Origin of the sequence: Mesorhizobium sp. M0870, from assembly GCF_040319775.1 — a bacterium.
Taxonomy (GTDB): domain Bacteria; phylum Pseudomonadota; class Alphaproteobacteria; order Rhizobiales; family Rhizobiaceae; genus Mesorhizobium.
Window position 1 is genome coordinate 23197 of sequence record NZ_JAMYOI010000032.1, and the last position, 13618, is coordinate 36814.

Annotated in this window: 11 protein-coding genes and 1 riboswitch; of the genes, 5 read left to right on the top strand and 6 right to left on the bottom strand. The window is 63.8% G+C overall.

Annotation, left to right across the window (positions count from 1 at the left end; translation table 11 throughout):
- From cobG to NKH97_RS28040, 6 genes are all read right to left on the bottom strand, one after another.
- Positions 1 to 1497, bottom strand: coding sequence for a precorrin-3B synthase (gene cobG / locus NKH97_RS28015; RefSeq protein WP_352799204.1), 1497 nt, complete (start codon positions 1495 to 1497; stop codon positions 1 to 3).
- The gene (locus NKH97_RS28020) at positions 1494 to 5216 is read right to left on the bottom strand and encodes a cobaltochelatase subunit CobN (protein WP_352799205.1); all 3723 of its coding nucleotides are present in this window, start codon (positions 5214 to 5216) and stop codon (positions 1494 to 1496) included. The genes cobG and NKH97_RS28020 overlap by 4 nt, the downstream gene beginning before the upstream one ends.
- Positions 5217 to 5234: 18 nt before the next feature.
- Positions 5235 to 6287, bottom strand: coding sequence for a cobalamin biosynthesis protein CobW (cobW, locus tag NKH97_RS28025; protein ID WP_352612425.1), 1053 nt, complete (start codon positions 6285 to 6287; stop codon positions 5235 to 5237).
- Positions 6288 to 6289: 2 nt separating this feature from the next.
- A complete protein-coding gene (locus NKH97_RS28030; protein ID WP_352439823.1) occupies positions 6290 to 6718 on the bottom strand; it encodes a DUF1636 family protein in 429 nt (142 codons plus the stop codon).
- 38 nt (positions 6719 to 6756) lie between these two features.
- Positions 6757 to 6960, bottom strand: a riboswitch (cobalamin riboswitch).
- 370 nt (positions 6961 to 7330) lie between these two features.
- The gene (locus NKH97_RS28035; RefSeq protein ID WP_352461363.1) at positions 7331 to 8005 is read right to left on the bottom strand and encodes a DUF6348 family protein; all 675 of its coding nucleotides are present in this window, start codon (positions 8003 to 8005) and stop codon (positions 7331 to 7333) included.
- A gap of 54 nt (positions 8006 to 8059) precedes the next feature.
- Positions 8060 to 9268 carry a winged helix-turn-helix domain-containing protein gene (locus tag NKH97_RS28040; protein ID WP_352612430.1) on the bottom strand — a complete coding sequence of 403 codons (1209 nt, stop codon included), beginning with the start codon at positions 9266 to 9268 and terminating at the stop codon, positions 8060 to 8062.
- A 331-nt stretch (positions 9269 to 9599) separates the two neighbouring features.
- Here NKH97_RS28040 and NKH97_RS28045 point away from each other — a divergent pair, with 331 nt between their 5' ends.
- Genes NKH97_RS28045 through NKH97_RS28065 form a run of 5 tightly spaced genes read left to right on the top strand, consistent with a single transcriptional unit; the run spans position 9600 to position 13616 of the window.
- Positions 9600 to 9965 carry an NADH-quinone oxidoreductase subunit A gene (locus NKH97_RS28045; protein ID WP_010910112.1) on the top strand — a complete coding sequence of 122 codons (366 nt, stop codon included), beginning with the start codon at positions 9600 to 9602 and terminating at the stop codon, positions 9963 to 9965.
- A complete protein-coding gene (locus NKH97_RS28050; RefSeq protein ID WP_013531090.1) occupies positions 9956 to 10537 on the top strand; it encodes a NuoB/complex I 20 kDa subunit family protein in 582 nt (193 codons plus the stop codon). Before NKH97_RS28045 ends, NKH97_RS28050 begins: the two co-directional genes overlap by 10 nt.
- A gap of 4 nt (positions 10538 to 10541) precedes the next feature.
- The gene (locus tag NKH97_RS28055) at positions 10542 to 11144 is read left to right on the top strand and encodes an NADH-quinone oxidoreductase subunit C (protein WP_352799206.1); all 603 of its coding nucleotides are present in this window, start codon (positions 10542 to 10544) and stop codon (positions 11142 to 11144) included.
- Positions 11145 to 12335, top strand: a complete 1191-nt coding sequence (locus NKH97_RS28060; protein ID WP_023812387.1) for an NADH-quinone oxidoreductase subunit D — start codon at positions 11145 to 11147, stop codon at positions 12333 to 12335. It begins immediately after the preceding gene.
- Entirely contained in the window at positions 12336 to 13616 is a 1281-nt protein-coding gene (locus tag NKH97_RS28065) for an NADH-quinone oxidoreductase subunit E (protein WP_352799207.1), read from the top strand. It begins immediately after the preceding gene.
- Positions 13617 to 13618: the final 2 nt, after the last annotated feature.

Consider the following 13618-nt stretch of genomic DNA (forward strand, 5'->3'; position numbering starts at 1 on the left):
TCATTTCCGTTTTTCAGTTTGGGCCTGTCGGTAAGCCTCGGCGATACCGGCCGGCCCGAGCCTTGCCAGGCAAGCGGCGGCGGTTTCGCCTTGATATCGTGTGCCGCGGATCATTGCCGCGACGCGGCCAATGCCGCGCGCGGCGTCATAGCCCGGCCTGTAGCCCGCAGGAAGGGCCTTTGCCGTCGCGTTCACGACAAGTCCGGCTCCGTTTTCGCCGCCGACAATCGTCAGCGCCGCCGAGCCGGGGTGGGCGCAACCCTTGGCGCAGCCGGAAACGTGCAGGGTGAAGTCGAGGATGTCGGCATTTTCAGTGGCGATTGTCTCGGCAATGTCGCGCGTGGCGATGCGGCCGGAGGCGCAGGCTGGTGTGCCGGGGCAAGCGGCTATGCGCGTGCGCGGGTCGGTGGGGGCGGTGACGAAGCCGAGGGCGGTGGCGGTGTGTTGGAGCGATGAGTTGGCGGCCGGTGGCTGACCTAGGAAAAGCAAGACGCGGCCTGGGGCTGGGCGGATTTCTGACGTGCCGAGGGCGAGGGCGTGTTGAGCGAGGGCGATGAGCTTGTCGGCCGGCATGCTGCCGTAGGGGAGGGCAATGCCGAGGGCGTGGTCGGTCGATAAAGAGAAAAGACCGATAGGTCGGCGATCCTGCACACCCCCCTCTGTCCTGCCGGACATCTCCCCCGCAAGGGGGGAGATTGAGCCGTCATCGGCGCTTTCGCCAATTGCCGACGTCACGTCCACCGCCGATGTTGCAGGACGAGAGCCGGCGTCGGAACCGCCGATCTCCCCCCTTGCGGGGGAGATGTCCGGCAGGACAGAGGGGGGTGTGACGGAGTGCCAACCTGCGAGAGAGGCCAATTGGCGGTCCGTCAAATCCCTCGCATGCGCCTCCCGACTCTTCTCGGCAATCATCCTGAGCACCGCAACGGCAATATCGCGCGCTACATCGTCATCGACCGTCGCAAGCGGCCTCGCGCTTTGGCCGTCACCTGAAACAGACACAGCCCACAGCACGCCAGCGCTGGCCCGCACCGCCTTCAGCCGCACATCGGCCGTCACCGCATCCATGGTCAACTGCCCACCGCCATCGACAATCACGGAAACCTTCGGCCCGAGCCGTTGCGTCAGCCCAGCCTCGCCAATCGCCGCCCTGATCCGCTCGGCCAGTGGCCGGGGATCGGCAATCTCTTGCGGATCGATGCCGGCCAGCGGCCCGGTCTCGACCGGCACGCCGGTGCGCACCGCGATATCAAGCGCATCGACCTCCGCCGCCAGCAGCGCCGCGCTGTCCGTGGTCAGCCCGCGTATCTGCAGACTGCCGCGCGCGGTGACTTCCATGATGCCGTTGCCATGCCGCAAGGCGGATTCGGCTAACCCGATCAAAAGCTTCGGCGACAATCCTCCAGCAACCGGGTTGAGCCGCACCAAAAGCCCGTCACCGGTTTGCATCGGGGCCGACAAGGCCGGGCAGGCGCCGCGACGCGAGAAGGCGTTCATGCCGCCACCCCAAGCGCTTCTGCCTCGGCAATCAGGGCGGCGAGATCGTCGTCGATGGAATTGCGCAAGGGATGCCAGAGGCCACGCCGTCGCGCCGACAGGAAGCGCTCGGCGATGACTTTGGCAGCGGCGGGGTTCTCGCGCAGGATGAAGGCGCTGACCAGTGGATCGCCGAGATAGGCGTCATGAACCGCCTCGATCAGCGTTCCCGAAATGGCGTGTGTGGTTTCGGCAAAGCCGACCAGCCGGTCGACGGTTTCGGCAAATTCGGAGGCGCCGCGTGGGCCGTGGCGCATCTGGCCTGCAATGAAGCGTGAATTGACGGCGCGGGCGCGCACCACCCGCGATACCGCTTCGCCTACCGAGCGGAGCTTCGGCCTTTGCGGATCGGTGGTGTCGAGCACGATGACGTCGGCATGCCTGCCCAGGGTTGCCAAGGCAGCCGAAAACCCGCCAATGAAGGCGACGTCGGCGGAGCCCTCGAGGATATCGCGGCCGGGGTCGTCGCCGGTGTGGACGAGAAGATCGGCTTCGGCGATGCGGCCTTCGAAGGCGCCGGGCACCGAGATGCCTTCTCCTTCTGCGCCGCCATAGGCGTGCGAGGTGGCGTCGAGATAGGCGCGGCCGATTTCTTCGCGCGCGGTCCAGTTGCCGGAGGACAAGATATCCTCGACGCCGGCGCCATAGGTGCCGGGCGAGGTGCCGAAGATGCGCGGGCTGAGCTTGCCGTCGGCACGGGTTTTGGCCGCGAGCGGGTTTTCCGTATCGTCCTCGTCGCGGGCGGCTACCGCGTTGGCGGCGGCATCGATCAGTGCGATCTGGGTCGGGAACATATCGCGGAACAGGCCTGATATGCGCCAGGTGACATCGACGCGTGGCCTTCCGAGCGTGGCCGGCGACAATACCTCGATGCCGGTGATGCGGCCGGTCGCCGAATCCCATTGCGGCCGGCAGCCCATCAGCGCCAATCCTTGCGCGATCTCCTCGCCGCCGGTGCGCAGTGAGGCCGAGCCCCAGAGATCGATGACCAGCGAGCGCGGCCAGTCGCCATGCGATTGCATGTAGCCGCGCACCACTTCCTCCGCCGCTGCCTTGCCCAGATCATAGGCGGTCGGCGTCGGCATGGTGCGCGGGTCCGAGGTGAACAAATTGCGGCCGGTGGGCAGAACGTCCGAGCGACCCCGCGCGGGCGCGCCGGCCGGGCCGGCCTTGACGTGGCGGCCATCGAGTGCGGCGAGCAGCGCCGCCTTCTCGGCTGCCGCACTCTGGCGCCGCATGGCGTCGGGCTCGTCCTCAGGGGCGCGGCCATAGATATGCAGCCCGTCCTTGATGGCAAAATCCTTGAGGTCGCAGAGCCAGGCGTCGATGCGGCGCAACGCTTCGTCGGGCGCGTCGGTCGTGGCGACGCCGGCTTCGGAAGCGAGGCCGGTCTTCTGCGCCGTCTCGACGATCAGCTTGGCAAGGCGGTCGCGGCGGCGGCGGTCGAGCCCGTCGGCCTGGGCGTATTCGTCGACCAACCGTTCCAGCTTGTGCTGGTTCTCGTCCAGCTCGGCATCGGTCAGTGGCGGCGGCAGGTGGCCAAGGGTGACGGCGGCAATGCGCCGCTTGGCCTGCGCCGCTTCGCCGGGGTTGGAGACGATGAAGGGATAGATGACGGGCATGGCGCCGGTGACGATCTCGGGAAAGCAGCTCTCCGAAAGCGCAACGGTCTTGCCCGGCAGCCACTCCAGCGTGCCGTGCGCGCCGACATGGACGAGCGCATGGACGCCGAGCGATTTGCGCAGCCACAGGCCGAAGGCGATCAGCGCATGGCGCGGCGGCAGCGTCGGGTCGTGGTAGTCGGCGCGGCGGTCGACGGAGCGGCCGCGGTCTGGGGCGAGGGCGACCGTGATGTTGCCGAAGGTGGCAGCGCGGAAGGGGAAGTGGGCGGCGGTTGGCGCTTGAGCACCCCCCTCTGTCCTGCCGGACATCTCCCCCGCAAGGGGGGAGATTGAGCTCTCATTGCCGCTTTCGCCAGCTACGAACGTCGCAGAATGAGCGCCGATGGCGGAACTGCCGATCTCCCTCCTTGCGGGGGAGATGTCCGGCAGGACAGAGGGGGGTGCCTCGCACAAACCTATCTCATATTCAGCCTTCCAAGCTGCATCTACGGCAGCAATTGCTGCAGACGGCAGTGCCTTCGAGAACTCCACATAATCCCTCAAGGCCAAGCCATGCCCGCCCTGGCCCAGCCGCGCCAGCAACTCACGCGGCGTTTGCGGAATCCCCTCAACGACATAGCCCTGTTCGCTGAGGTCCTGCAGCATGGCCAGCACGCTGGACGGGACATCCAAACCCACGGCGTAGCCGGTGCGGCCGGGGGCACTGGGATAATCCGGCATCAGGATGGCCAGCTTGCGTTCGGCGCGGGCTGTCTCCTGCAGGCGGATAAAGGCCGCGACGCGGTCAGCCACTTGCGCCACACGATCCGGTTCCGGCCGGTTGGCAAAGGCGCGGTGGCCAAGTGCTGGATCGATCTCGCTCTCGCCCTTAAAGGAAATGGCGCCGGCCAGGATGCGGCCGTCGAGTTCGGGCAGCACGACATGCATGGCGAGGTCGGCGGGCGCCAGGCCGCGCTGGTTGGTCTCCCAGACGTCGCGGCGGGTGGTGGCGACGATGACCTGGAAGACCGGTACGCCGGCGCGGTCGAACAGGGTTTCAATGCCGGGTTCGGCGCCGGACGCGAAAGCGGTCGCGGTGATGATGGCGGCGGGATTGAGCGCGGCGAGTGCGGTTTCCACGAACGCCAGGGATGAGGGGTCCTTGAGGCTGGAGACGAAGATGGGGACCGGATTGATGCCGCGCTGGCGGAGCGCGTGGAAAAGCGCATCGATGGGCGCGACATCGGCGGCCAATAGCATCGAGCGATAGAACAGGATGGGGATGATAGGAGCGTTGACGTTGTCAGCGTCGAGTTCCTTCACACCCCCCTCTGTCCTGCCGGACATCTCCCCCGCAAGGGGGGAGATTGCGCTGTCATTGGAGATTTCGCCAATTGTCGAGGTTGCGGACGCGTCAGCTTCTAATGAAACGGGAAAAGAGCCGGCTTTGATGAAGTCCGATCTCCCCCCTTGCGGGGGAGATGTCCGGCAGGACAGAGGGGGGTGTGAAGGATCACCAACGACCCCAAGTCCTGGCTCATAAAACCCGGCTTTCGGCACTGGAACCGGCTCTGCAAAAGCCGCATCCTGTCCCGCCAGTCGCGCCAGCCTCCGCACCAGCGCGCTCATATTCGCCGGGCCGCCCTCGCGGAAATAGTCGAGCAGGCCATCGAGCTCCTCGCGCGGCAGCGTCGAGGCTTCGATCAGGCGCAGATCCTCGTCGCGGCATTCGCCGGGCAGCAGCGCCAGCTTTATGCCGTGTGCGCGGGCGGTCGAGGCAAGCTGGTCGCAGCCGTAGCGCCACCAGTCGTAGCCGCCGAGGATGCGCACGAGGATGACCTTGGCGTGACGGGCGACGCTGTCGACCCAGAGGTCGACGGACATGGGATGGCGCAGGTCACGCAGGGCAGCCAGCCGCATCGAGGGCAGGCGGCCGGCATCGGCCTTCCAGGCTGCCGCCAGTCCGGCGAGGTCGCTGTCGGTGAAGGACAGGGCCACGATATCCGCCGGCGTCTGCCGCAGATCGACCGGCTCGGCGAGGTCGTCGAGCGAGGCGGATGTCGTGGTGAGGATGTGCATCGCAACCCGTGTCCGAGATCAGCCGGCGAGTATACGCTCGATCGCCGGGCGGTTCAGCCCCTTCAGGCCGATGACGACGAGACGCGAGCGGCGGTCGTCCTGCGCGGTCCAGGCGCGGTCATAGTAATGATTGACGCGCGGCCCGACGGCCTGCAGCAAGAGCCGCATCGGCTTGCCACCGACCTCGACGAAGCCTTTTACACGCAGCACGTTTTCTTCTTCGGCGACTGTGGCGACACGCTTTGCCAGTTCATCGGGATTGGCGATCGAGGCAATGTCGACAATGAACGTGTCGAAGTCGTCATGTTCGTGGTCGAATGCGCCGTCATGGTGGGACTTGCGGTTTTCGATGTCGTCCTCGACGGCGAGACCGAGCCCGAGCAGCACGGAGGGATCGACCTTGCCATGCGACGTCGGCACGATCTTCACGGCGCGGGCGGAGTGTTCGCCAATGATGGCGTTGGCGCGGGCGGTGCCGGCGGCGTCCATCAGGTCGCTTTTCGACAGGATGATCAGGTCGGCGCAGGCGATCTGATCCTCGAACACTTCTTCCACCGGATCGTCATGGTCGAGCGTCTCGTCCCCGGCGCGCTGCGCCTGCAAAGCATCCATGTCGTTGGCGACGCGGCCTTCGGCCAATGCCGGCCCGTCGACCACGGCGATGACGCCGTCGACTGTGACGCGGCTCTTTACGCTCGGCCATTGAAACGCCTGGACCAGCGGCTTGGGCAGCGCCAGGCCCGAAGTCTCGATCAGGATGTGGTCGACCCTCGGCGTCAGCGCGAGGATCTTGTCGAGCGCCGGGACGAAATCGTCGGCGACGGTGCAGCAGATGCAGCCATTGGCCAGTTCGACGATGTTTTCCTCCGGGCAGGTGTCTATGCCGCAGCCCTTGAGGATCTCGCCATCGATGCCGATGTCGCCGAATTCGTTGACAATGATGGCAATGCGCTTGCCGCCGGCGTTTTCCAGGAGATGGCGGACCAGCGTCGTCTTGCCGGCGCCGAGGAAGCCGGTGACGACGGTGCAGGGAACGCGGGAGAGGTTCGCAGGCGAATCTGGGGCAGTCATGGTCAATCCTTCAGCAGGTCTAAGGGAGGGATGCGGGCAACGAGGCCACGCTTCAGGCTATCGGGGCGGCCGCGCCATGGAATCAGGCCGTCCTTCGAGGTGGCGAAGAGCTTGGCGCCTGTCACGAGGTCGGCGCCGCTGGTCGTGGTCAGGTCGCCGAAGACATAGCTCCAGCACCCGTCGCGCAGGATGGCGGCGCTGAGGCGGCGCTTGCAATTGCCGAGGCATTCGACGCTGCGGATGCGGATGTCGTCGCCGGATGCGGCGCGGCGCGTGTCGTCCGCCAGCAATTCGCCGGCGCGGGGATGAGCGTCGGCGCCGGTCTCATCGCGGCAGGAGGCGCAGACGATGATGGTGACGCCGGCCAAGGCATCATCATGGCCGGACGAAATATCCGCTGTGCCAGCCGAAAAACTGCTGTCGTGGTCCAAGATCGGGCTCCTTGCCCGGAAACCCGCCGGGCGATCGGATTCTAAAGTCGCAGACGGCAGGTCTCCTGGCTCGCGGGTCATCGCCTTGGTAGCCGCCTTCCCGGGAACTCCCCAGTGGCTTTCGGCCTTGGCTCTTCGCTTACAGTTGCGGGGACAGCCGCGGATTTGGGATTTTGCCCCGCACCGCATTCCCTCTTAGCTCTTGCCGTTGCGGGCAAGAGACCATCTGAACCGGATTTAGGCTTTTGCGGGCAGCGGTGTCAACGCAACGCAGGGGCAATCTGAAATCAGGGGCGGGGACGCTTCACTACCACTGACCGCTCTTCGCGAATGCCATCTTCGTTGTTGGGATCAGGAAAAGCTGTAACGAAAGCCGTCAGAAGGATATCTCCATCTTGCCGGTCCAGCCATCCGGCGCTGTCACCCACATCGAAGTAAATGCCATCAACTTTGAAGCCAAATGTGTCTCCAGCAGGTCTAGGGTAGCGTTTTCGGATTGCCTGCGCATGTACGTCCCATGAAAAGGACGAAATCCTATCGAGGCACTCCTGCACCTCTTGGGTCAGCCCGGCTTTGAATCCATTGTTTATCCGCTAGCCTGTGTACGTTGGCTCAATTGTTATCTCCCGGCAACGCAAGGATGACCTGACGCAGCGCCTGGTACCCGTCGCCGTGGTGCCAGTCCTGATCAACGAGGAGCTCTTGACCTTCCGGCCAAGTTTCGTTGTCCAGGAGAATTTCGTTGCCGACCAGTGCTCCGCCATAGCTCGCCAGGAATATCCGGATGAAATGACTGCCAGGGCGAACCTTAGCCGTGAACAGTTTTTCCAAGCGGGCATAAAACGCTGGATATGTCCGGTTGAGAGTGCATTCCACTGCAGCCTGTGTGATCACAGGTCCACCGTAGATCTTCCAGCCAGCATCATTCCGTTGCCAGAATGCAATCTCGGCTTGCATGTTCTCGCAAACATGCTCCGCAAGGCCCTCGATCAGCACATGAAATACACCGATCAGGAATTTTCCGAATGCTTGGAAAATCGCCTGTTCACGCGTGTCGCCCAGTCCAACAAAAGATTCGATGACCGGCTGAGTGCCTAGCAACGGTGAGAAGACGTAGATTTCGAGAACAAGCCTACGACCCGAGCCTGACGGCTCCTTGTCGAAAACTTGGGCTTCAAAGCGCAGGTCTTCCAGTTCAATCCTGACATCGTTCTGTCCACGGATGGCGCTGATCCCATGCGCAATCAACGCTTCGTGAATCAGGTCGAGAACCTCTTGCGATGCCATCATTGAACCTAGGCCGACAAAACTCCCTCAAACGGCTGCAGCCGACGGCTGATGTCAAGAGCGCCCGTCGCTGATCACGCTCAGCAGCGCCGGACCCAAATCCCCGGCAGGCGTCACTTCGATGCGTTCGAGTCCGAGCCAGCCCTGCATCTGCTTCAATTCCTCGAACAGCTCTGCAGCGGTTTCAGGCGGTGCACCGGGCTCCGCATAGGCCGCATGGACGCGCAGTATGCTGGCCGGACGGTCGGCCTTGAGGTCGACGCGTGCCACGATCCTGTCGCCGAGCAGGAACGGCAGGACATAATAGCCATATTGCCGCTTGTCGGCCGGCGTGTAGATCTCGATGCGGTAGTGGAAATCGAACAGCCGCTCGGTGCGCGACCGCTCGAAGACGACCGGATCGAACGGCGCCAGCAGGGCGCGGGCCTCGACTTTGCGCGGCAGGCGGGCGTCTTTATGAAGATAGGCCGGCTTGTCCCAACCTTCGACACGCACCGGCAGCAGCTCGCCCGTTTCAACCAGTTCCTCCAGCCGGCCCTTCATGTCGGCCGGCGACAGGCGGAAATAGTCGCGCAGGTCGCCTGAAGTCGCCACGCCGTGGGCGCGGGCAGAAATGCGCAGCAATTCGCGGTGCGCGTCCTCGGCTGCCGGTACCGGCAGATCGAGGATCGCCTGCGGCAGCACGCGTTCGGGCAGGTCATAGAAGCGCTCGAAACCGCGGCGGTGCGCCGTGGTGATGCGCCCGGCCCAGAACAGCCATTCGAAGGCGTGCTTGGCATGGCTCCAGCCCCACCAGCCGCCCGAGCCTTTCTGGCCTTCGAGCGCGGAAGCGGCGATCGGGCCGCGCTCGGCGACCTGGCGGTAGATCTCTTCGATGTAGGCGGCGTGCTCGCGGCCCCATTTGGCGAGGCCCAGATACATTTCGTCGCCGCGCTCGGCGCGCTGCATGCGCCAGCGCATCAGCGGGTACGTCTCGACCGGCAGGAAGGAGGCCTCGTGCCCCCAGTATTCGAAAACCGTGCGCTTGCGCGTCACGGCCGCGTTGTCGAGCAGCGAGAACGGGTAGGGGCCAAGGCGCGAATAGAGCGGCATATAATGAGCGCGCACCACCGCGCTGACGGAATCGATCTGCAGCAGGCCGGTGCGGGAGAGGGTGCGGGCAAAATGTCGGCGGTCAGGCGTGCCGGTCGGGCGGGGATCGAGAAACCCCTGGGCGGCAAGCGCGATGCGACGGGCCGTGGGGAGCGAGATCTTTTCCTTCATGCAGGCATCACTTTGAAGTGTTTTGACCGAGGGTCGAATGGCTGATTCCAACCCATGCTAGCAGGGTTTTGGCGGCATCCATGTCAGGAGAGAAAAGTGGAGTAAAAAGCGAAGGAAATCAAACAGGAGCGGATCGGACCAGTTTGCCGCGATATGCCGTCCAGGTCGGTGTTTTGAACAAGGTTTGACTTGCTTCGCTGGAAGTGCTGCGCTAACCCTCGCCGCGTTGCAGCATAGGCCCTTAAAACGGTTCAGCGGTTAAACTGTCACGCTTCCGCATTAGGGTCCGGTGCTGTAATCAAAGTGGATTGGCGCCAACGGAAAGCCGAGCATGAACGCACTCTTGAGCTCATACCTGCCCATCGTCCTGTTCATAGGCGTGGCGCTGGTTGTCGGCCTGGCGTTGCTGGCCGCACCCTTCCTGGTGGCCTATCGCAATCCCGATCCCGAAAAGCTTTCCGCCTACGAGTGCGGTTTCAACTCGTTCGACGACGCGCGCATGAAGTTCGACATCCGTTTCTACCTGGTGTCGATCCTGTTCATCATCTTCGACCTGGAAGTGGCCTTCCTGTTTCCGTGGGCGGTGTCGTTTTCGAAGATCGGCATGCTCGGTTTCTGGTCGATGATGGTGTTTTTGGCGGTGCTGACCATCGGCTTTGCCTATGAATGGAAAAAAGGAGCGCTGGAATGGGATTGAACGACAGTTCAGGCACCCTCGTCGCGCCGAAGCCCAAGGGTATTATCGATCCCAACACCGGCAGGCCGGTGGGGGAGGACGATCCCTTCTTCCTCGAGATCAACAATGAGTTGGCCGACAAGGGCTTTTTGGTCACTTCGACCGAGGCGCTCATCACCTGGGCGCGCAGCGGGTCGCTGATGTTCATGACGTTCGGCCTCGCTTGCTGCGCGGTCGAGATGATCCACACCTCGATGCCACGCTATGATTCGGAGCGGTTCGGCGTCGCGCCGCGTGCGTCCCCGCGCCAGTCCGACATCATGATCGTCGCCGGCACGCTGACCAACAAGATGGCGCCGGCGCTGCGCAAGGTCTACGACCAGATGCCGGAACCGCGCTACGTCATCTCGATGGGCTCCTGCGCCAATGGCGGCGGCTACTACCATTATTCCTATTCGGTGGTGCGCGGCTGCGACCGCATCGTGCCGGTCGACATCTATGTGCCCGGCTGTCCGCCGAGCGCCGAAGCGTTGCTGTACGGCATTCTTCTGCTGCAGAAGAAAATCCGCCGCACCGGCACGATCGAACGGTAAATCCATGACCGCATCCCTGAGCGAACTGTCGACCTATCTCGGCGAGAAGCTGCCTGGCCGCTTCAGTGACGGGGTGCTTGCCTATGGCGAGCTTACCGTTCACGTCGAGCCGCGCGATCTGGTCGAGGTGATGACCTTCCTGCGCGACGATGCGCGCTGCCAGTTCATCTCGATCATCGACGTCTGCGGCGCCGACTATCCGTCGCGGGCCAAGCGCTTCGACGTCGTCTATCATCTGTTGTCGCCGAAGCAGAATGTGCGCATCTGCGTCAAGGTGCAGGCCGACGAGGAAACCATGGTGCCGTCGATCACCGGCGTGTTCCCCGGCGCCGACTGGTTCGAGCGCGAGACCTACGATCTCTACGGCGTGCTGTTTTCGGGCCATCCCGATCTGCGTCGCCTGCTGACCGACTACGGTTTCGAAGGCCATCCGCTACGCAAGGATTTCCCGCTGACCGGATTCGTCGAGGTGCGTTACGACGACGAGGCCAAGCGCGTCATCTATGAGCCGGTCGAGCTCAAGCAGGAATTCCGCAATTTCGATTTTTTGTCCCCGTGGGAAGGTACGGATTACGTGCTGCCGGGTGACGAGAAGGCAAAGCAGTAAATGGCTGAAACCTCGGTCCGCAACTTCAACATCAATTTCGGCCCGCAACACCCTGCGGCGCACGGCGTTTTGCGCCTTGTGCTGGAGCTGGACGGCGAAGTCGTCGATCGCGTCGATCCGCATATCGGGCTCTTGCATCGCGGTACCGAAAAGCTGATCGAAGCCAAAACCTATTTGCAGGCGATCCCTTATCTCGATCGGCTCGACTATTGCGCGCCGATGAACCAAGAGCACGCCTTCGCGCTCGCCGCCGAGCGCCTGCTCGGCATCGAAGTGCCGAAGCGCGGGCAGCTGATCCGCGTGCTCTATTGCGAAATCGGCCGCATCATGTCGCACATCCTCAATGTGACGACGCAGGCTATGGACGTCGGCGCGCTGACGCCGCCGCTGTGGGGCTTCGTCGAGCGCGAAAAGCTGATGGTGTTCTATGAGCGCGCCTCCGGTTCGCGCATGCATGCCGCCTATTTCCGTCCCGGCGGCGTCCATCAGGACCTGCCGCAGAAGCTGGTCGAGGACATCGGCAAGTGGATCGACCCGTTCCTGAAGTCGATCGACGACCTCGATCAGCTGCTGACCGGCAACCGCATCTTCAAGCAGCGCAATGTCGATATCGGCATCGTCTCGCTGGCCGATGCCTGGGCCTGGGGTTTTTCGGGTGTGATGGTGCGCGGCTCGGGTGCACCCTGGGACCTGCGCAAGTCGCAACCCTATGAATGCTATTCGGAAATGGATTTCGACATTCCGATCGGCAAGAACGGCGACTGCTTTGACCGCTACCTCGTGCGCATGGAAGAAATGCGCCAGTCGGCGAAGATCATGCGCCAGTGCGTCGATCTCTTGCTCGGCAAGGAAAGCACCGGCCCGGTGTCGAACCTCGACGGCAAGGTGGTGCCGCCCAAGCGCCAGGCGATGAAGCGCTCGATGGAAGCGCTGATCCATCACTTCAAGCTCTACACCGAGGGTTATCGCGTGCCAGCCGGCGAGGTTTACGCCGCGGTCGAGGCGCCGAAGGGCGAATTCGGCGTCTATCTGGTTTCCGACGGCTCCAACAAGCCCTACCGCTGCAAGCTGCGCGCGCCGGGTTTCGCGCATCTGCAGGCGATGGATTTCCTCTGCCGCGGCCACATGCTGGCCGACGTCACCGCCGTTCTCGGCTCCCTCGACATCGTGTTTGGTGAGGTCGATCGCTAAATGTCAGTCCGCCGTCTCGCAGAAGCCAGCGTCCAGCCAGCCTCCTTCGCCTTCAACCGGGCGAATGCGGCCGCGGCGAAGCAATGGATCAAGAAATATCCGAAGGGTCGCGAACAGTCGGCCATCATTCCCTTGCTGATGATAGCGCAGGAGCAGGAAGGCTGGGTGACGAAGGCGGCGATCGAGACGATCTCCGACATGCTCGGCATGCCGCGTATCCGCGGGCTCGAGGTCGCGACCTTCTACACGCAGTACCAGCTGAATCCGGTCGGCACGCGTGCGCATATCCAGGTCTGCGGCACCACGCCCTGCATGCTGCGCGGTTCGGAAGCGCTGATGGATGTCTGCCGCTCCAGGATCCATCACGACCAGTTCCACGCCAACGACAAAGGCACCTTGTCCTGGGAAGAGGTCGAATGCCTTGGCGCCTGCGTCAACGCGCCGATGGTCATGATCTTCAAGGACACGTTCGAGGATCTGACGCCGGAACGCCTGGCTGAAATCATCGATCTCTATGACGCCGGCAAGGGTGCTTCGGTGGAACCGGGGCCGCAGAACGGCCGTACCGGCTCGGAGCCGGCCTCCGGCCTCACCACGCTGAAGAGCGAAAAGGCGATCCTCAAGTCGACCCGTGAAAGGGAAGCCAGGGAAGCGGCCAGGGCCGCCAGGGCGGCGCCCGACGCGATCATCGCAGGGCCCGTGCCGGCACCGGCCGCGGCCCCTGTCGCGCCGTCCAACACCAGCAAGCCGAAGACCGACGCCCCTGAAACCAGCCCGGCATTGAAGACGCCTTCAAAAACCAAGGTCGCGCCGACGGTTGAAAAGGCGGCGAGCGTTGCCGCCCCACTGCATTCGGCCGCCAATGCCAACAAGGCAGACTCCAAGGTCGAGCAGGTTTCCAAGCAGCGCAACGGTCCAATAACCAAGGCCGAGCCGGCATCCGCCTTCAAGGCGCCGGAGGTCAAGGTACCGGCAGCCAAGCCGGCCAAACCGTCGCTCGAGGACAAGAACCGTCCGGCCGGCATCGATAAACCGGTACAGGTCGATGACCTAAAGCTGATCTCCGGCGTCGGCCCCAAGATCGAGGGCATCCTGCATACGCTGGGCATTTTTACCTTCGCGCAGGTCGCGTCGTGGAAGAAGGCCGAACGCGAGTGGGTGGATGGCTATCTCTCTTTCCAGGGCCGCATCGATCGCGACGACTGGGTCAAGCAGGCCAAGGCGCTCGCCAAGGGTGGCGTCGCCGGATACATCCGCGTCTTCGGCAAGAAGCCGGTCTGAGG